At 43.4% G+C, this 20,910-nt stretch carries 16 protein-coding genes; 1 reads left to right on the top strand and 15 read right to left on the bottom strand.

Annotation, left to right across the window (positions count from 1 at the left end; all coding sequences use genetic code 11):
* Positions 1 to 2: 2 nt before the first annotated feature.
* From FYJ84_RS09825 to FYJ84_RS09800, 6 genes are all read right to left on the bottom strand, one after another.
* Positions 3 to 2,027, bottom strand: coding sequence for an ArdC family protein (locus FYJ84_RS09825; RefSeq protein ID WP_154407437.1), 2,025 nt, complete (start codon positions 2,025 to 2,027; stop codon positions 3 to 5).
* A 140-nt stretch (positions 2,028 to 2,167) separates the two neighbouring features.
* Positions 2,168 to 3,817 (bottom strand): AAA family ATPase, encoded by a 1,650-nt coding sequence (locus tag FYJ84_RS09820; RefSeq protein WP_154407436.1) that lies wholly within the window; start codon positions 3,815 to 3,817, stop codon positions 2,168 to 2,170.
* Between the two features lie 78 nt (positions 3,818 to 3,895).
* The gene (locus tag FYJ84_RS09815; RefSeq protein WP_154407435.1) at positions 3,896 to 5,404 is read right to left on the bottom strand and encodes an AAA family ATPase; all 1,509 of its coding nucleotides are present in this window, start codon (positions 5,402 to 5,404) and stop codon (positions 3,896 to 3,898) included.
* 135 nt (positions 5,405 to 5,539) lie between these two features.
* The gene (locus FYJ84_RS09810; protein ID WP_154407434.1) at positions 5,540 to 6,457 is read right to left on the bottom strand and encodes a hypothetical protein; all 918 of its coding nucleotides are present in this window, start codon (positions 6,455 to 6,457) and stop codon (positions 5,540 to 5,542) included.
* Between the two features lie 64 nt (positions 6,458 to 6,521).
* A complete protein-coding gene (locus FYJ84_RS09805) occupies positions 6,522 to 7,655 on the bottom strand; it encodes an ArdC-like ssDNA-binding domain-containing protein (RefSeq protein WP_154407433.1) in 1,134 nt (377 codons plus the stop codon).
* A 315-nt stretch (positions 7,656 to 7,970) separates the two neighbouring features.
* A complete protein-coding gene (locus FYJ84_RS09800) occupies positions 7,971 to 8,288 on the bottom strand; it encodes a nucleotidyltransferase family protein (protein ID WP_154407432.1) in 318 nt (105 codons plus the stop codon).
* Positions 8,289 to 9,021: 733 nt separating this feature from the next.
* Between FYJ84_RS09800 and FYJ84_RS09795 the strand changes: the two genes are divergently transcribed.
* Entirely contained in the window at positions 9,022 to 9,348 is a 327-nt protein-coding gene (locus tag FYJ84_RS09795) for a hypothetical protein (RefSeq protein ID WP_154407431.1), read from the top strand.
* Positions 9,349 to 9,400: 52 nt separating this feature from the next.
* Here the strand turns inward: FYJ84_RS09795 and FYJ84_RS09790 are convergent, their stop codons facing one another.
* From FYJ84_RS09790 to FYJ84_RS09750, 9 genes are all read right to left on the bottom strand, one after another.
* Positions 9,401 to 10,978, bottom strand: a complete 1,578-nt coding sequence (locus tag FYJ84_RS09790) for a type IV secretion system protein (protein ID WP_154407430.1) — start codon at positions 10,976 to 10,978, stop codon at positions 9,401 to 9,403.
* A complete protein-coding gene (locus FYJ84_RS09785) occupies positions 10,975 to 12,450 on the bottom strand; it encodes a hypothetical protein (protein WP_154407429.1) in 1,476 nt (491 codons plus the stop codon). The genes FYJ84_RS09790 and FYJ84_RS09785 overlap by 4 nt, the downstream gene beginning before the upstream one ends.
* A 185-nt stretch (positions 12,451 to 12,635) precedes the next feature.
* Positions 12,636 to 13,430, bottom strand: a complete 795-nt coding sequence (locus FYJ84_RS09780; protein ID WP_154407428.1) for a hypothetical protein — start codon at positions 13,428 to 13,430, stop codon at positions 12,636 to 12,638.
* 14 nt (positions 13,431 to 13,444) lie between these two features.
* Positions 13,445 to 14,044, bottom strand: a complete 600-nt coding sequence (locus tag FYJ84_RS09775; protein ID WP_235901415.1) for a lytic transglycosylase domain-containing protein — start codon at positions 14,042 to 14,044, stop codon at positions 13,445 to 13,447.
* 3 nt (positions 14,045 to 14,047) lie between these two features.
* Positions 14,048 to 16,492 (bottom strand): hypothetical protein, encoded by a 2,445-nt coding sequence (locus FYJ84_RS09770; RefSeq protein WP_154407427.1) that lies wholly within the window; start codon positions 16,490 to 16,492, stop codon positions 14,048 to 14,050.
* A gap of 46 nt (positions 16,493 to 16,538) precedes the next feature.
* Positions 16,539 to 19,022 (bottom strand): TraG/VirB4 family ATPase, encoded by a 2,484-nt coding sequence (locus tag FYJ84_RS09765; RefSeq protein ID WP_154407426.1) that lies wholly within the window; start codon positions 19,020 to 19,022, stop codon positions 16,539 to 16,541.
* Positions 19,015 to 20,034 carry a hypothetical protein gene (locus FYJ84_RS09760; RefSeq protein ID WP_154407425.1) on the bottom strand — a complete coding sequence of 340 codons (1,020 nt, stop codon included), beginning with the start codon at positions 20,032 to 20,034 and terminating at the stop codon, positions 19,015 to 19,017. The genes FYJ84_RS09765 and FYJ84_RS09760 overlap by 8 nt, the downstream gene beginning before the upstream one ends.
* An 81-nt stretch (positions 20,035 to 20,115) precedes the next feature.
* Positions 20,116 to 20,382, bottom strand: a complete 267-nt coding sequence (locus FYJ84_RS09755; RefSeq protein WP_154407424.1) for a VirB3 family type IV secretion system protein — start codon at positions 20,380 to 20,382, stop codon at positions 20,116 to 20,118.
* A gap of 15 nt (positions 20,383 to 20,397) precedes the next feature.
* Entirely contained in the window at positions 20,398 to 20,838 is a 441-nt protein-coding gene (locus FYJ84_RS09750) for a hypothetical protein (RefSeq protein WP_154407423.1), read from the bottom strand.
* Positions 20,839 to 20,910 lie beyond the last annotated feature (72 nt).

The raw sequence follows: 20,910 nt of genomic DNA, 5'->3' as shown, positions 1-20,910 counted from the left end.
ATCTATCTCTGGGAGCTATTTTCTTTGCTCATTCCCATGCCTGTTTTGATTTTCTGATATTCCGGATTTTTCATGATGCAATCCGTAAGATAATCACTGTATTCCAGCTTTGGATTAGCGACCGCATAGGGGCTATGCTGCTGAACGATGTTTACAGCATTAAACATAGCTACAGCATCACCCATGCTGTTCTCAAAAGCCTTCAGGCAAAAATCCATATCAGCCTTTTGCCAGGCTTTCTGATCGCATGGCCGGATTCCAGATAACCCGTAATCAAAGGTATGATCATAAATAAATTTTTTATACTGCATCTCCACATTATCTTTGATATTTTCATGGGAAGCCTTTTCCCCGGCAAAAAACACATCCCGGAACTGCGCCCTGTAAGCATCGAAAGCCTCCTGCCCAATCTGGGCAATCTGCTCCGCCTTGATCTGCTCCCTTTTCTTTCCTTCAAGCGGCGCAAAAATCTGCATACCCTTAAAATTACGGATTGAAACTTCCTGAAAAAAATTATTCTCCTTGATATTTGACAGCTTACCCGATTTGTTTAGATAAAACAGCCTGTCTTCCACCTGCAGCACATCACCAGCCTTGACATCCAGCTGCATCAGATACTCTGTCATTTTCTCCTGCACAGCAGGTATAATATCCGCCGAAGACGATTTGTACTGCTTAAAGTCGATTGGCAGCTTTTCCTTAACTGTTTCAATAAATGATTTGCCTGCCCACTTCATCCCATCATCTACATGATGAAGCCTGACACTCATCAGTTTTTCGAGGCTATCGGCAGTTTGGGGAGTTTCCGGCACTGGCTCCGGCTGATTGCTCTTTTCCTCTGATCCCTTGCTGCTTTTTCCTTCTCCACCCTTTACCGCTTCATCTGGCTTGGCAGGATTATTCTTCCTGCCCTTGTTTTTGTCCTCACTATCCGAATATTCACTATCAGGATTTTCCCGGACAGCTTCCAGCTCCTTTACCTTGTCCCTGACAAGGTTGTTGATGTAATTAATAATCCGATGAGCCTCACGCTGGGCCATCTCCATCTCTTTGGGATCTTTATCCAGGACTTCCAGCCAGTTTTTCAGATAGGCACCATGCTGCTCCGAAAGCGGTATATTGAAATTGCTACAAATAAAAGCTGCAGCAATTTCAACGCGCAATTCTTCCCTGGCATATTCCCTGCTGCCAAAACCGCCTCTCAGATTGCGATTTAACCTGCTGGAATGACCTGTCCAATGGCACAGCTCATGCAGTGCGGTACGATAATAGTCATTAATATCCTTGTAGGTTGAAGGCGGTGTCAGATGCAAAGCATCTTCCCCAGGCCGATAAAAGTTCCTGTTGCCCTGGTCATGGGAAATTACTGCACCAGACTTCTTTATTAAAATCTCAATCAGCTCGTTAGTTTCTTCATGAGTGTAGGGCCTAAACCGGGGCACATACTTCGGAAACGGCTTGTCTTCCATCTTGTACAAAAACTTGCCGTTTTTGCCTATGCGCTGATTGCCATCCTTATCCAGCAGGGGAATTTTATTGCCATCCTTATCCAGCACATATACTGACTGCCTGATCTGGCTCGGATGAAACACAGTGCAATAGGTCTTATGCCACTTTTGCTCCTCCAGCGGTAACGGCTCCCCATCTTTATCGAGGGTATTTTTGAAATACATGGTGATGCAGCAGCCATGCGCCCCTTTTACCAGGTGATACCCTTTGTCCGCGTGCTTTTCTATCTGCTTGTAAGTATAAAAGCGCGGATCAACGTTGCCTTCCGGATCACGCAGCTGATTGAGCAGCATAGTCAGGAACAATTTGTTAGCACCTGTATAACCTCTGCCGGAGCCACCGCTGATAGGAGTTCCCAGCAGTTCATTTCCCACATTGCCATCCCACGGCTTCTGCCAGGGAACATCATTATTCATGATGCTGTCAACCAGCTGCTGATATATATCCTGATAACTCTTATTGCTCATTACCGCATTGATTTCTTCCAGTTTCACTTTTTCTTCTTCAGATATAGCCACTTGAAAAACCTCCTACAGAAATATCTATTTTATTGCTGGCAATAGCATATCCTATCCAGAGGTTTTTAAATTCCGAATTTGTCGCAAAATAAAAGAGATGCCATTCTCATGACACCTCTAAATGGACTACGATTACCTATTCATTTTGTTTTGCCTTGTGAATGTGAGGCAACTATTCTCTGCCCCAGATTTTTGACATTATCCGCTACAGCTAAGCTATTGGGAAACCTGACAATTTCCTCTGCCAGATCTCCGGGAGTAACACATCTTTTTCCACGTTCATAAATCTGTGTAAAACACTCAAGAGGGGACATTAAAAAGTCCTCTGCATTAACGTAACTCACCCCATACAAATTTTCTGGCAAGGTATCTCCCATATATATAACCATCTTACAAACAATTTGAGACTGCATTTGAGCTTCATATTTAGCACAAAAATCATCATCATTCAAGTACCTTGTCTGAGCCTTCACTGCTCTGTCAGAATGTTTTACCTCAATGACACACGAATTGCCGTCCTTTTTGTTCATTACCGCAATATCAAATTCGCATGAACCATCACTGAACTTGCTTATAATGAATTTCTCTGAAAAACCAGGCTCTTTAGCTAACTGATAGAAAATGATATCCTCCAGCATCTGCCCTTTCACATCGGCATCCAGCTGCTGGCATAATTCATCCCTGACCTCATAAGATAACTCTGATAAAACAGAACTATTCTTTAATAAATCCATTGCTGCCGTAACCTGGCAATATCGCAAGCCAGGCTGAGTAAATATAACTTCCTCATCCTGCCCTGCTTCCTGGCTTGCAGTCCCCGGAAGCCTATATATTACATCCAATGTCTCCAGCCACTTTTTTGCAGCTTCAACCGCCCTGGCATCGGCAGTCTGTACCAATGGCTCTTTTATTTTCAGGGCATCCATTATTTGCTGCCGGAGGTCAGGCGATTTGAGCTTTTCAATAATCAGCCTCTGATTTGCGGACTTTTTTGCCACTAAATCTTTTAAACTGCCTATATCATGCGATTTAAACCTTCTATTAACAGTCTTCGCCAAAAATGTTCTATTATGAAGCTCAATAATTTTGTTCAGGAAGGTAGTCAACTCATCATCAGCATAAAAGGACAATAATGGGCCAAACTTACCTCCCCTGCCAATATACTCCAAGCTATGCTGTATATTTTCAGCAATAGCACTATTAGTATATGCCTCACATATCTCTTTGTTGTAAAACGTACCATCCGGAGTAAGCGTCCCACCATACATTATATAATCTTCCAGACCTTTGCCCAGCAGATAATTATATTCTTTATATGGGATATACGTTGTATGTATAAGGTAACTGCGGTCAAACAGCTCATCCTTGGAAGCTATTTCAAACCCCAGGGAATCCGTACCTGCCATAATTATATGTTTCCCTGCAGTAGCATATATATCCGAAAGAACGGAAGCTGTGTTGATAAAATTTTCTAACTTGGTAGCTTCGTCAATAAATATATAGTCACAGTTATCATTATCTTCAATCGCAGATCGCAAATCCATCATATCGTCAGAATACTGGCATTGAATGAAACACATTCTATCATACTCATTTATCTCCTGCATAAGCTGCTGCATGAGAACAGTTTTCCCTGTCCTGCGCAAGCCGTACAAGGAGATAACTTTCTGATTATGCGGATTCAAAAAAATACCTCGCATATCATCATAGCAAAAACGTTTCCGATAAGAAGCCAGGTTCTTGTTGTTATCAATATATTTTTTTAATACATCATGTGTTAATGTAACCATAATTCATTCTCCTAAAACGTTGCGCTATTAATACATCTCCAGCGAGGATAGAATAACATTTAGAACGATACATTCACTTTACCGTTCATCATTTTCCTGAGCTCGCTCCACATATTTTAATGGTGATTTCAGCAGGTCTTCTGCACCTACATAGTTCACATTAAAGCATTTTCCATCCAGGGTTTCCCCCATATACACAACCATTTTCCCTGTTATCTTCGTGTGAGCCCAAGCTTCAAATTCTTGGCAGCACTGCGCATTATTTAAATGTCGTGTCTGCTGCTCTACACGTTTAGCAGAATGTTTCACTTCCATTACCACCGCTTCATTTGACCTTCTATGTATACATACAATGTCAAATTCGCCATCAGCGGCTGCTGTCTTAAACTTATCCAAAACATAATCCCTGTTAAAATCAACATCCTTAGACAACTGATAAAAAATTATATCTTCAAGTATTCTCCCCTTTATATCGTTTAAAAGCACCTTTGATAGTTCTTCACGTTCCGTTACGCTATAAGGCAACAAGGAAGTGCTCTTTAATACTTCCACTTGTGCTGCAGCCTGGCAATATTTTAAGCCTGGCTGCGTAAATATAACCTCATCAGTATTCGGCACTAAAAGTACCACATCCAGCATTTCCAGATATTTTTTCGCTTCAGACACGGCTTTCTCTGTGGCCTGATTAAGCAATGGCTCCCTGATTTCTAATTCTGACATAATTTCTTGCCGTAAAGCTTCATTTTTTCTAGTGTCTAAAGGAGCAACATCCTCAACAATGTCATGCCTGACTGCATATTTTTTTAAGTTCAAAAAGTCATGGGTCTTGAACTTCTTATTCACAATCTCCATTGTGAACCTGCGTGTATACAGCTCAACAATCTTATTGATGAACGTAGTCATCTCGCCCTTTTCCCGGAAGGATGCCAAGGCCCCGTACTCACCATCCCGGCCTAAATTATCAAGACTATGCTGTATATTTCTAGCAATGGCGGTATTTGTATACTCATCACAATTTTCCTTGTTGTAAAACTCACTGCCATCTGTCAAAGTACCGCCATACATAATATAATCTTCCAGGCCTTTGCCCAGCAGATAATTATATTCTTTATAGGGTATATACGTTGTATGTATCATATAGGTACGATCATACAATTCATCCTTCTTAGCAAGATAAAAGCCTAGTGAGTCAGTTCCTGCCATGATTATTTTCTTGGCATACAATTCACTATATTTATCTGCCAGGATTGAAGAACATTCTATAAAATCTTCCAGCTTAGTTACTTCGTCTACAAAAAAATAGTCACACTTTAAATTATCATTAAGGACATTCTTTAAATCCTGAATACCGTCACCTTTTTCGCACCTGATAAAACACGTTTTTTCGGAATCACCTATCTCATTAAGCAGCTGCAACATTAACACAGTCTTGCCAGTACGGCGCAGGCCGTATATCGACATAATCTTGCGCGTATTGGGTTTTGATATATAGTCCTTTAATTGGTCAAAACAAAATCGCTTTTTATACGCATCAATTTCTTGCAGCCTTGGGATATTTTTCAATGTATCACCTGTAAAAAATTCCATTCTTCTCACCACCTAAGACACCAATTCAGATAATACTGCTCTTGTTAAGTATACTATAATTGCCCCAAAAACAAAAGACTGCCTTATTAGCAGTCTTTTTAGAACTTATATCCTGTCCAAATTGAACAGAACTTATTATCGCCTTGCTAAATCCAATTCACTTTCTGACTTCATGCGCACTGGAGAAATATCCTTAAGAAACTTAATACCAGTATCTTTAAGTACACTGCAGGCAGTTACGATGTCGCGGACACTATACCCGTTCTCTTTCATGCTCAGAAATACAGCTGCCATCTCTGCCGGAGAAATAATATCTGCCTTATTGAAAACAGTCCTAGTCCTGACTATAAAACTCGGCTTCCTGACTTTGAAAGACATAAAATTCTCCGTAACCTGATAATTATCATGGGCAATATCCTGCACTGTCTGAGCTGCCTTTTCTTTAAACGCATTGTAGGATTCTCGCGTTCGCTCCTTTACTTTATCCAAGACCTCCCGCGGCATCTGCTTGATACGCATCGTCATATTCTTTGCCCTGTCCAAGAAGCTTCTGCCCTGCTCCACAATATTTTCGACTGCCTCTTTCGCTTTGATGCCCTTGCCCACCAGCTCTACAGCCATAGCTTCTGCCATTGCCTTTGGTGAAATTATATTCAACATGATATACTGTTCATCGTTGTCCATCTGAGCCATAAAATACGGCTTACCTTTGCCAGGCTCCATATACGGAACCAGCTTCTGCCATTCCTGCCTGGACAAATCCAAGGTAGGATTTTCTTTCAGGGCTGGCAAATTTATCTTATCCAGATTCTGTATGACAAATTCAGGCGTCATATACTGTGTTTTTGATGCCATATTCCAATCCAGATAATCACCAAGCTTTTCCATAATATTTTCTGAAAGATACTCGCTTTCACAAATATCCACCCACATGTCATCATCAGGCGAAGGACCATCATACTCATTATAAATTGCCTCTGGAGATAATCCTCTCACATCATCAAGAGACATGTTCTCAAAATCTTCACGCATTTTTTTCCAATTAAAAGCCATTTTCTGCACCACCTTTTAATATCGACTGCCCGGTAAACCAGGCAGTCGAAGCCCAGATACCACATTACCGAGAAAATACCTTAGATTCTATATTTTCCTGAACCATCTTTAATCCCTGTTCCTTGATTTTGGCAAATGCCAATAACATCTCACCGTCACTTGCTCCAATTGCTTTCATGCTGTCAAACAGTGATTTCGCTAAATTTTCACTGAAAATTATCGCCGGAGATTTTGCCATATCCGCCTCCAGGGCAGCTTTTTCAACCTGCACTTTCTCTGCACTCTGCGGCCTGACTGCTACCGGCTCAGCTACATTATTTACCAAGTTTTCCGGCACAGGACCAAACGGAATATCATCCTCATAATTATGTTTGACTGGCTCTGCCTTATGCTGCTTGCCAGCTTCCCATGCCAATTCCCTGTATTCCTTTACAATGCAAGACGCATCATACACGGCATTGGCAAATTCCTTCTTATTAGCGTGCAATGCCTGAAGCATAGCTTCCCTGTCCATAGAATAGTCATCGCCAATAGTTGCCTTGTTATTGGTTTCCGCAGCAACCATCATGCTTGCCAAGGCTGCCCGCAAATCTCGCTGGCCAGGATCAGATACATTCTGCAACGTATTTTCAACTGCCGTATGAAAGCTTGCAGCCGTATCGTGATTAACCAAATACGCCTTTTCCTTGACATTTGGCTCCACAGGCGGAATAGGCACATCATTATAACGATACAGAGGCTGATTGTTGTACTTGCTGAATCTCTGATTGCCATCCCTATCCAAAAGCGGCACCTTATTCCCCTGTTCATCAGTCAGGTACACACGCTTTACAACATCGCTGGCATGAAATACATTTTCAAAATGGCTTTCCCGTTTCCCCTGATCATTCTTCACCTGATCGATAGCAATAACCGCAACAGATTTCGTACCATACGGAACAGAATAGCCATGCTCCTGAAGCTGCTTATAGGTGAAAAAACGCGGATCATTGCTTTTCTTCTTCTGCTGCTCCATCATGAGCAACAGATTGCTGTTAAAATCATAACCTTTGCCAGTAGCACCATTGATCGGGATTGACACCATATCCAGATTGTCAAAAAAATCTGCGCCACTCTCCAGGTGCTCAATCACGGTATTGGTCATCGTCTGATACCAATCAAACTTCTTCTGCTCCTGTGCTCCATACTCATTAGCCATAATGAATTACTCCCTTCAAATTAACATTGTATTGAAATTTACTATGGCTAAAGTATATACTGCCCAAAACATTCTAAAAACGTGATTTGTCGCAAAAAAATAAGTGCAGATGTCAGAGTTGATTATCTCCAACAACCACACTTTTATGGTCAGTAGTTATTTTCTTTTTATGGAATTCATATTTCCTGCCTGATTTTTCATAAACGCTTTAACATCTGGCATATCCTCAACAACATTCACAATTTCCAGCATATACGGCTTATTGCCCTATATTGCCGTTTTGACATATCTAGCAAAGTTTCTCTAACATAAGTCTTATCCTTTATCATAAACAGTTACTCCTGTTCGGCAAATTTCATAATCCAACTTACGATTTACGGTAAAGTTATCCCACTTATCCCAAATACTCATATCACCTAATGATGGCCAAGGAGTTTTATTTCCTTCAAACTCATAATAAATATCAATATCGCTGTCTGGTCGGCAATCATCTCGAACGCTACTGCCAAATATGACCACACGTTTTATATTCGGATCCTGCTTGCACAGCTCCACCATCTTCCCTACAGCTTCCTGCTGGTGAGGATGTATTTTTTCGATATTCATAAATGGTTTTGCAACTGCTTTCCACATGACAATCACCACCTTGCTTTACATACATTATACCATATAACATAGACATACGCACCATATATGACAACCATCTTTTTTTATAAAACCTAAATTCTGTCCAAATTGAACAGAACATAATCTTTATTTAAATAAAGACATAAGAAAAACCGCCATGCCTGCCAGCTAACGGCGGTTTTTCTATAACCACTGTATGATTGGGGCAACCGTCTATCGGTACTCCTCTTCTTCTATTGTACACAATGCAGTTAAACCTTGCAAGATTTTATAGATGTGTTATAATGTTGCATAAGAGGCATTGATGTGTCGGCTTCCTCCTCTAAGGAGGTGATGCCATGAGTTTGTATGAAATGTTATCCTTACTGGTAGCAATTCTGACACTTATGGTGTCAATCATACAGTTTTTCAAGAAATAACCTTCTGAAAAAACACTGAGCCGACCATTTGCACTGGTCGGCTCACCCTAAATTCGCTGAGGCAGCTGACAATCGCAACATCAACTGCCTCTTTATGCTTTGATTATAGCACCAAATAAACAATTTGACAATATATGACTATATTTTATACAAAGCCTGTAGCTAAGGCATAAGAAAAACCGCCATTTAGCTTCCAGGCATGGCGGTCTTTCATGATACGTTTAAAAATCCTGGGGCAACCGCTTATCGGTGCTCCTTTTGCTACTATTATACACAATGCAGTAAAACTTTGCAAGATTTTATAGATGGGAGTTGTTGGTATGGGATTGTTTTCATCCAGCTATGAGAAAGAGGATAAACGATACAATGAGCTGATTAGAGCCCTCAAAAAGCCTATAGAAGAACGTACTTTAGAGGAATATGATGAAGATTGGCATCCTGGAAAAATATACAGGACACGAAACCATGCTGAGTTGGCATATTTAGCCGAAAGATGCGGTTATCAGGGAGATTATATAGGAGTTATATATAGAAATACTATTTGCATCTATGACAAGCTGGAGGAAATGACCAAACGAATGGATAATCTTGTTGCCCGTCTTGAAAAGTTAGAAGAAAAAGTAAACACTTCTAATTTGACCAGATAGAAAAAGAGTTTATTACAGCAAACAATGTATTACCGTAATAAACTCTTTTTATTTAGCTCTCACTCTTTGGCGTATTCGGCTTATTTGTTGGATTGGCCATAGTATCAACCTTCTTTTCCAATTCCTCCACTCGCTCAACAGCCTGTGCCGCCTGCTTCCTTTGTTCATCCAGGAACATTGTTACTGTCTTCCCCTGCCTTGCAGCAGTTACAGACTGTGCCCCGGAGTATTTTGCATTTTTCAGACCACCTATAGCCCCCATCTCATTCATATAGGACAAACCTATATCACGAAGCATACCTTTACCGAATTTTGCATTATTTCTGTAGGCTGCACCAGCCCTTCCGGCAAAGCTGGCACCGCCTGTAGCAACAGATGCCCCAGCATCCACGGCACTTTTAGCGGTATTCTTCAGCTGTGCTGTCATCATGCTGCCACCGAGGGACGGTTGGCCACTGAGCAGGCCGGATACTATGTTGGAGATATTCTTTGTCAGCAAATACATCAGCAAGGATGCCAAAAATACCTGCAGCATTATAACTAAAGAATCACCAACACCTTCTGCCTGCTGCAAATCCTTTATATAAGCATTGAAGAATGGCACCATAATCCCTGTCATGCAGGCTATGGTACATACCTTGATTGCCAGGTTGAGCATCAAGCCTATAGCCTTGTCCGAAAGAAAACTGAACTTGCTGGTAATCATGAACGGCAACAGCGGCATCACCATCATCGCCATCAAATAAAATTCCATCCGCGCCATGAACATGTCTACTGCTGTTACCAAAAGCAAACCAACTGTCAGGATGGTAATGACCAGCTTTGCTCCTGCAATTCCTATGGAATCATTCTCTGTTGGCCAAAACATATTGAATATAATCATCCCATTATTGACTATGCTGTCAGGGCTTAAATCCAGGCCTGCATTGGACATGGCATATCCCAATGCCTCAAAACCATGGGACAATGCCCCCATCAAATTCATGCCATCCAGCCAGTTCTGTTCAATGAATACTATAATGCAAAATTTCACAACTACAGAGATTAGGTATTTTATCTTGTCACCAGAAATTAATTTGAAGGCAACATCATAAGAAGCCTGAATAATGGTCAGGATTACCAAAAGCTTTAGAGCAATAGGCAGAACTGCCCTGGAGCCGGGTAAGACCACCTGATCTTTAATGTAATTGAATGTCTGAGACAATATATCTGTCGGCCCGTCTGCACCCTGCTTTAAATCCACCTGCAAAGGCGGCACGGTATGCGCCCCTCCCCCGGAGGCAGCAATCATATGGTCTACCCCAATAGCCATAAGCACTGAACCAAAATTCATAGCCAGACCAATGCCTAAAATCCAATTGAAAGCCATCTTTGGGAACTGCTCCAGCCCGATGAAATACATCAAAATGCCGGCACCTGTCATGCAGACACCTATAATCCTGGACAAAAGCACAAAGCCCTTGGCTAAATCCTTCAATGTATTATCAAATGCCGTATCCATGCCAGTGCCCTGCTCTATAAGTCGCATGGAATCATCACTGGCTGCCAGGGCTGTACCACAGTCCAGCATGTACCATATAGCTATGGCTGCCAGCCCCAGCAACATCAAATTTGGTTTTATTTTACTCATCTGCACTTCATCTCCTCTTTCTTATCCCCCTGCCCTATCCTGCCTGCAACCGCATCCACCATTGTTTGGGCGGCTCCCATCGCCTGGGTACGATTCAGATTCCTAAAGCATGGTGAATGACTGACCGCCAGCATCACATCATCTTCGCTCCGCCTTGCCGCCAGCAATTTTTCTATAATCAAGTTATCAGCTTCATCCTGGGTTACACCGGAATTTTTTGTTACTACATCCTTTAATGCAGCAAAATACAAGACCTCCGCAGCTATGCTTTCCCGGTGAATGACATCTGACAGTGGTTCCGCGTGCTGAACCTCCGGCAGCTTCATCAGGGGATTTTGCTGCTGCAACTCAGCCATTTTCTTCATAAGTTCCTTAGAACACATCTCTATCTTGGCATACAGGGGCCAAAAAGCATTCCATTGCTTCCTCTCCTCCTGCACATCCTTGATGGATTGAAGCAAAGCCTTGATATTTGCCTGCAGCTCCTTATCAGGACTGGCATTCAGGCCAAGCTCCATCGAAGCTCTTTCCAGCCCCACAGCCCAGATATTCAGTGTCTTTCCCATATTTTGCAGATGCTGCAGCCGGGACATGGTATCACTGATGATATTGATGGCTGTCTGCCAATACTGGAACCCATCTCCCTTTTCGTGCAGCTCCTTCATGGCGCGAATCTTCTGCTGCATATCATCATAAATTTCCTGATCAGACAACTTTTTAACCTTAAATGGCCCCGGGGCTTCCTTTGTCTTTCTGACTGCCTCTGCCAAAAAGTTATCCAGCTTTTCACCGACAATTTTGTTATGTTCATGCCGTACAACAAGGTCATCTGAATTGCTGAAGTTGAAATTCAGTGAATTGCTCATAATCTGGTGCAAAAGCCTGTCATCTTCCTTAACACCTGCATTTAAAAGCAATCTGACAATTTCCTCATCTGCAGACTGGATTGTAAGATTAGGCATCTTGCACAATACAGTCTTCAGGCAGCTGCTATATATTTCCCCAGGCTCGTCAGCATGTATATTTATCAGTGCCAACGGCTTTGCCTGTACCATATCAGTGAAGGATAAAACAGGATTTACAGCCAGGCAGGTAAAGGATGTTGCCTTGTCCCACCTTTTCTTGAAATCTCTCTTGCCTGAACCTGCAAACATAGGAGAATAGGACATGCAACGAATGATTGACTGGTAGTCCATATTGGCATGAAGCATTTTTTCGGCAATGGCAAAATTCAGGACATTTTCCTCTGCCTCGCTCTTATAAAAATAATTTTCCCCATGCAATGCTTCCTTTAAAAATGCGTAATATATATCTTCATCAGTTGCACTCATATCCATCAGCACATCTGCCACTGCGCCTGCCTTTTGAATGGCTTCCATTGGATCATCAACCATCTCATACAGCAAATCATCCGTGTAGCAATCTTTCAGGCTGTCTTCCAAGCTAAACTCAACAGAAAGCTCCAATGCCATAACTCCTGCTCCCTTCTACTTTATGTTCTGTCCGATTTGAACAGAACTGATAATCTGTCCAAATTAGACAGAATAAACATTCTCTTTAGCATAAACATATTTTCTGTCCGATTTGGACACAACAAACGATCTGTTCAAATTGAACAAGACGTATATTCTGTCCACTTTGAACAGAACATATCCTTTTAAAAACTCTTAACCCATTCGTCCAGTTTTTGATGTGCCACCTGCTCTGCCTTGCGCCGCATGGTATCTTCCATATTATTCGCAGCCTGAACCTGGGCAGTGGAAGCTGCCATCTGTGCCAATATCAGATTGCCATTCTGAATGCTCCGCACCTGAGCTGCAGCTATCACTGCATTTGCCTGCTCCACCTGCATGATGCCTTCAGCATTATTGGCTGCTTCCAGGGCATCATCGATGCTCTTTGCCAGCTCCGCATCTGAATACTGCACATTGCTTGCAGTCTGGGCAGTGTCCTTGAGGCTTGCTTCAACTGCAGCTGCCCTGGTAAATGCCCTGTCATTAGAATTTTGCCAAAACTCAGCATTATTGCCATTGATGACATCCTGCACCCTGCCTATCGTCGATGCCATGACCGCTGTCGGAGTGGAATGACGATTCAATACTCCCGGCAGCTCCCCGGATTGGGACAATTCAGCCGGAGTTTTGCAGAAATCACCATTGCTATTCTGCGCCTCTGCTTCTGCCTGGCCTTTCAATATGGCAAGCCACTTGCCTGCATCCAGCTTTTTGTTATTCAGGATATCTATCAGCAGCTGCTTTTGGAGATTGGTCAGTATGTTATAAGTATTGGCAACGGTTTCGATAGCCTGGGCTATATTTTCATCATCGTGTACCAGCACCGCTGCATTAGTATTTTTGGTTGCCAGCAATGAACCACCTACAAAAGATGCAGCTCCCAGAAATACTCCCAAAATTATTGCCTTTTTCTTGTTTCTTGATATGCTCCGCAGCATAATAAACGCCCCCTTTATTGGCTGTAGTAAGATGTCAGAAGCCTGTTGTAGGCATCTGACACACGGATAACATAATTTTGCGTCTCACTATATGGCGGACAGCCGCCATAAGCAGTCACAGCAGCCGGGCCTGCATTATATGCAGCCACTGCATTGGTCACGGCATATTCACCATAGCCGGAAAAATCATCCAGCATGTTCCTGAGATATGCCGTACCGCCAACGATATTGCCTAGCGGATCGTATGGATCTACGCCTATGGCAGCAGCTGTCCCAGGCATAAGCTGCATCAATCCGATAGCCCCTGCCGAAGAAGTTGTATAAAAAGTGCCAAAGGAAAAATGGCTTTCTGTTTCCATCACAGCAGTAACCAGCAGAGGATCTACCTGATAGAGGGAAGAAGCGTAGCAGATAGCATCCGTTATCCAGTAAATTTGGGTACTGTTACTGTTGTAGCAGCTTATATCTCCGGCAATCACATCTGAAACCTCTGCCGCTTCAGCATCCTGCATGGCAATGCCAAAAGCAATAGAAAAAATTAATACCATCCAAAAAATGATCGCTGACACCGTATCATATATGGATTGCTTGATTTCCTGCAACCTGTTCATCAAGACTTAACTGCCACCTTCCACAACTGTACTTCTTATATTTTCTGTCACATTTCTGCTGAGAACGCGGCTATTGACCAGGCTATTGTCCTCATAGGTATTCTCTATAGTAGTTTCAACAATAGTCTCCCGCTCCTCCACAATGCTTTTGCTGGCAGCATTTTTCGTAACAGACAAGCCATAGTTTTCCTGATTCTCCCGGCACGGTGAACACTCATCCAACGCCCCGGCAATCTCATACTCAGGATAGCCCTGCAGAAGCATAGTCTCTGCTATCAGCACATCCATAGCCGTCTCAAATGGCAAGGCGATAGCTTCAAGAATCTGCTGCTTATGATATTCATACTCCCTGTCAGCATTCTCCTCTTTCTGCTGCCGAGGTGACGGATGATAAGTTTTGAGCTTTTCTTTTTCCGTCCTGAACAGGCTGACAGCTGTCGGATAGACATACTCCATATAATAGTCACTCCCCCTGCCTGGCTGAGCAGCGATAGGGGAAAGCTCCTGCACAACATCTTTGATCTCTGTCTTTTTATAAACCTTTGCAGCCAGCATATCCTTGACTATTTCCGGGTCCATGCTGGCGTTAATAGACTTTCTGAGTTCGTGCTGCAGTGCCAGGCGATTGAGATAAAAAATCCTGGCTGAAACGCTTTTATCCTGCCCGGATGGAATATGTTCCTCCACGATCTTCATCCTGTTCAGCACTTCCCTGTTCTTCTTGATGATGCTGTTGGTAATAGCTTCCATCTGATCTTCCGGCGCATCCACGTTGCTGATGATCATCTTGCGCAAAACCATCTCATCGGTGTTATTCTGCATCATTGACAGTGCAGCCCTGCCCACATGATAAATTGGCATCTTCATGCTGGCCGTTTCCCCTGTCACGCCCTGATGCAGCACATCCTGCTTCTGGCGAAATGCCTCCTTCAGCTGCTCGCTCTCCTTGTTTGTTTCTTTTTGCTTGTCAATGCGCTTCTTCGCCGTTTCTACGACATTTTCCACATAGTTCTTTTCCTCCGCCATCTTGCTGCCAGACAAGATAATAGCTCTGGGAAAGTTTGCAAATACGCCCCGCATAGCATCGAGGTCAAAATCCGGATACCTGCTAAGTGCGCTCTCTGCCAAATCCTTATCTACAAAATTTTTATGCAGAACATGCCTCATGCTCGGATTCAGCTCCAGGCGTTTTTGCAGCAGGGAGATAATAATATCCTTGGGCGCAAATCCCTGGGCAATTACCTCACTATAGCTTCCTTCCGGCAGGATAATAGGCGGCTTGCTGAGGATATATTCTTCCTTTTCAATAAGTTTCCTGGCTTTAGTCATTACCCAAAGGGTATAGCCGGGAAATGACCGTGCTGCATCCTCCGGGCTAAATTCCTTCAATACCCGGACAATATCCGCCTCAGAATAATGCTTGTTAAACAGCTCCTTGACCGCCAATGTATCAAAATAAACCCTGTTGATGCCCTCTTTTACGCCATCAGTAATGCCCTTTTTCTTGAGCTTGCTATTATATATTTCAATAAGAGCCTTATACTCCTGCTCAACATCTACCACCGGCTGACGTGCCAGGCCATCTGAAAACTCGCTGTGGTTGCTGTCTCCGCTGAGAACAGCCTCCACATAAGCCTCGTTTTTTCTGCCCGGCTCATTGGCTACAGGCGATGCTTTGAGCATGGCCGTGCGGATAAATTTATCCGGGAGCTTGATTGCCTTCAGCTGTTCAAAAATTGCCATATCATCACTGTAGGACAGGGTTTTGATGCCCAGCTTTGCCATGTGCTCCTTTGCCAGGGAGCGATATACGTCAAACTCATTGCGTGCCTTTGCAAGCGGCGGTGCGGCCTGGATATCTGAATAGGCACGCTTGACCACCATGCACTTTTCCATGAGGCTTTTGATGTATATCTCATCATGCTCAGTATTTTTCATCAGCACATCAGCGACTGTCTTTTCTGGATATCCTTCATTTACCAGCATGCTGATTACAATTTCGCCATCATGATATTCACTGAATGAATTATCATCATCCATATACTTTTTGCTCAGATTTTTCTTGATTCGCTCAAAAGCATCTGATGCTTCAACAAAGTCGGTTTTTGACCGCTTATGCCTCTCGGCATTGACAAGCTCTATGACCTCATCTGTATATTGCTTAATTAATGCAGCATCATCATATTCATTGATAATCATGGGATTATTGGCGTAATTCTCCATGACATCGCGCCAAGAATAACCGATATCCATCAAATCACATATAACTGACAAATCAGCCTGCTTGTAAATCTTGACAATATCTTCCCTGTGCTGCGCCATATATTCTTCCGGCTTGATATTCCGGCTCTGTGCCTGATGCAGCAAAGCAGCTTTGCTGTTTGCTACCTTGTCATTCACCTCTAACTTATCAATCAGGCGCAGATACGCATGAGTCAGCGATTCCATCATCTGCTCCCCCTTTCCTTATATGTCACGATTATTTCCTTTGACAACATCAGACAGCCTCCTCTTTTGCTGCAAATGTACCTGGTATGTCCAATCCATGTTCCTTTAACCAGAATTGGTTAAACTTTTCCAAGCCATAATTCTCTATAATCTTCTCGCACAATGCCAGGTCTTTCTTGCCCACGGCTACATAGGCAAGGCTTAAAGGGCAGCTTTCCAGCCCCAAATCGTAGAGCCTGGAACCTTCGGGCGAAGTGTAGTAATAATGCTTTTGCTTTTTCGCAACAGAGAGAATTTCCATCTGCCGCTCATTAAGCTTGAACTGTGAATAAACAGCCTTTCTTTTCGGCTCCATTGCCATCTCATCCGGCAGGAAGATATGTGTTTTGCAGGAACCAAGAATAATATCAAAAAGCGGTGACTTCACCACATCATCCAGGGACTGGGTTGCGAAAATAACCGAAGCATTGAATTTTCTAAGTGTACGTAGCCAGTCCTCTATCTTTAGCGCAAAAAGTGGATTTTTGAAGAACATCCAGCACTCGTCCAAAACTATCAGTGTAGGGCCATCCTGTGTCACATCATGACCATCATACCCCTTCAGCATATTCTCGATGCGATGGAAAATATACATCAGCACAGGCCCGATGATATTCTGCTTGTTGATAATCTTGCCCATTTCAAAACTCTGCCAGCTGCTCAGCTCAAGGGTATCAATATTGGAATCAAAAATGCTGCCATATTCATTCCCCATCGTCATAGGCGCAATAGCCTGCTTCAGATGCTCATTCTGTATATAATCCTTAAAGGTAGATATGGTCCTATGCTCTTTGGGCAGGCTGGACAGGGTTGAAAGAGCCTCCCTAATCAGGCTCTTGATATGCGGCATAACCTCTATGCCTTCATCCTGCAGAAAATCACACAGCCACTCCATAGCCCACTGCCTCTCGTCAGGGTTATCAACCTGGGCAAGGGGCTGAAAGGACAGGCCATTCCTTTCATCCGCCAAATCGTAAAACCTGCCTCCAACCCCATAAGTAAGCACCTTGCTGGACTTGCCGTTATCAAAAATAATAACCCTGGCATTTTTATACCGCCGGAATGCCGCTTCTATGCAGCATAAATGCACAGATTTACCGGCACCAGTATCTCCCACCAGCATGGTATGCCCTATCTGGCCTACATGGAGATTAAGCCTGAAAGGCGTGTTGCCATTGGTCTCCGTGTATAAAAGCGGTGGCCCCTCAAGATGCCTGTTATAGCCATTACCAGCCCATATAGCAGAGATGGGCATAAGATGGACCAGGTTGCCGGTACTGATGATTTCCCTGCGGATATTTCTCCCCACCAGCCCCGGCAAGGAACCCATCCAGGCTTCCACGGCATTCAGGGTTTCCACACTGACTTTTTTGAAGCCACTATCCAGCATGAGCTGCTTGATAGTCCTGGCTCTCTGATCCGCTTCCTCCGGATCATCTGATGCTACAATAATCGCCGTAGTATAATACACAAACCCAAAAGAATCGGCCTCTACTGCCAGCCTTGCTTCTTTAATTTCGTGAATCAGTCCCTCCACGTGCTCATCATTGTATCTTTCCAGGTTTGGATCATCCCGGTGGATGAAATAGCTCCAAAAGCTCTGCAGCTTGGCATACCACGCCTTGCGCATGGTTTCCAACGTGCTCAAGGTATCGTTCTTGGTCATGCAGAAGCAGCGAGTGGACCAGCGATATGGAAAATCCAAATTATTCAGGGCATCCAGCAGTCCGAAGGCCGTTGCATGAGGATATTTAACCGGCACGACAATCCGCAAATGCTGCTTGTTCAGCTTCGGCTCCAGGCCACCGTATAGGGGCGTATCATAGAGATAGCTGTCCAGCAGAAGCGGCTTCCCTGGTACTTTTATGGGACGCGGATTATCCGATATGGTAGAGTGCAGATAGGTAACTGTCTCATCAGCAGTCAGGGGCCGTATCGGTATTCTCAGCCCTGTTATTACCATGTAGAACTTATTGACCTGCTCCAGGAACCTGTCTAACGTATCCTCCGCATGAACCACCTTTTTCTTGCGCCCCTCAATGAATATTTCCTTCATTTTCTCGGCACTGTCCAATGGTGGGCGATAATAAATTGTCACATAAAATTTTGATTCATAGTGACCGCCATCAGAAAACAGCACCTCCCGTTCCTTGTCCATCGCCTTAGTAACCATATCAGGGAAGTACTGCTCTGTGGGATATGCTAACGACGGCACACGCTGAGATTCAAAGTACAGTACATAATCTGTAGGCAGCGAACAAAATTCCTTGCTGAGCTGCACTGTTATCATCGAAAGCTCCGCCTCTATAGACGAATCCAGATCCGGCCCATGATATGCCATAGTCAGCTGAAAGGAACCATCCTTGTTCAGTACGATAGCTACCTTTTCATTGCTTCCCGGCAATCTGCCTGTATGCAAAGTCCCCCACACCATTGCATCACGCAAAAAGTGTTTTTTCTTGTATGTATTGGAAAATAAGTTCATCTTATACATTTTCTTCATCTCCTGAGTGCAGCAAAAGCTCATCGATGCTGGCAAACCCAACTGCTGGCGGATGGGCATAAGGCTCTGCCATGCCCGGCAGGCTTGCCCACCAGATATTTTTGCTGTTATACGCTTCCATGATATACGAAGCTTCCTCCCTGGCTAAAAACTCCTGCAACTGCTGTCTTGCTTCATCAGTTTTGCTTTCCGGCACAGATATAATCCAGGCATTCAGATAATAGCCGTTTAGTCTGCCAAGTATATTGGCTGTTATGATACTTTTCACTGAAGGACGGCCCATGCACCACAGGCGGGTATAGATATTTTTTTCTCTTTCAATGTGCTTTTTATCAATAATCAGCAGCCTTTGCACATGGCGATAATTCAGCTCCTTGGCATTGAGGAAATCCATTACTGTCCTCTCATCACAAATATTGGATGGCGGCGGCATTGTAACAATCAGGAGATTGTTGCTGCCTATAAAGACAGAATTATTGCCAAAAAATATATCTGCATCCTGTGTAAGCAAGGCATCCATATACAAGGGAACATCCGGCATTTCAATGCTTGGCTCCTTCACGGAAATTGACGACTCCAAAAAGCTAATCAAGCCTTGATACTCCAGGATGTGACATGGCGTAACTTTGTATAATATGTTAAATATGCCCACCACCACTTCCAGAAACTTTTCCCTGGCATTTTCTACCATGATTTTCCCTGTCACATAATTTTTAATCGTGTCACCATTGGTATAAAATGGATTCCAATAAATCACCAGGAAGCATTTCGTGCTTCCATTTATGTGCTGGTCTTCAATCCAGTACGCCCAGCCATTGCAAAGCTCCTGCATCTGCTGCAGCATATCGCCTATATCCGACTTATACGGCTTATAGGCAATCACGGAAAACATACTATAGTCTTTATTCTGCATGATTTGTGAATGCAATAATCCGCTCCATTTGAGCCAGTAGCTGACATTTTCCTCGTCTTCTATGTATTCCTTCCAGCTTGCATCTTTCAAAAAAATCACCTTTCTTATGAAAAAGGCGAGACTTGCATCATCACTCCAGCAGAATCTCGCCTAGCCAATTTCCCTGCTTGCTCAGGTTGAATAATAATCATGTTTTTTGATGTACTTTTGATAACAGTCAAAAAACTGTGCATCCCCGGCTGATAAAATTGCAGCAACAAAATACAATACCCCTGTGATAACAAGTATGTAAAAGAATTTGAATATCACTAAAAAGGCTGCCGTTATCACACCCAGGACTACCAGCACTGACTGCGGCACCTTGGCAAACAGCGGATGCTCAGTCAGTGCCTGGAACAGTGGCAATTTTGCCATTGTGAATCTCTGTCCGTCCTCCATATCGCACTACCACCATTAGAAAAATACCAGGCCGGATGCATCCAGGGAAACGGAGAGCCCTGTTACACCTACCAGCGAATCAGCATTTGCCAGAGCAGCACCGCCACCTACAAGGCCTATAGATGTACCAAGCCCCTGCTGGCTTTGTGAGGTGAATTTCTCATATGCAGCCTTGCCAACACCAACTGCTGCCATCAAGCCGCCTACACCTTTGGTAGCAAAAAATGCCAACTGGGTTATCGGAGCTCCTATAGCCTTCATGAAACCATTCGTGTCAGACGAAGCGTTTTGGGCAAATCCTGTATCCGTAAACACACATAATGCTCCAATTAATACTCCGGCATAAACGACTTCCACACGATGCTTATGAAAAATTTCACCAGCCTTTTTGCTCAACACCTCCCGCAGCTGCCTGCCACCCTGAACTTTCTTGAAAATCTTTTTTGATATACTCATGATATTTAGCCTCCTTTTGCTAATCTGATAATATTGTACGCCTGTCAAGCTTTTCTAAAATGCTAATTTGTC

This window comes from Anaerovibrio slackiae, assembly GCF_009695585.1.
GTDB classification, from domain to species: Bacteria; Bacillota; Negativicutes; order Selenomonadales; family Selenomonadaceae; genus Anaerovibrio; species Anaerovibrio slackiae.
Note: the sequence above shows the minus strand (reverse complement) of the source record. Positions and strands in the feature narration are given on the sequence as shown.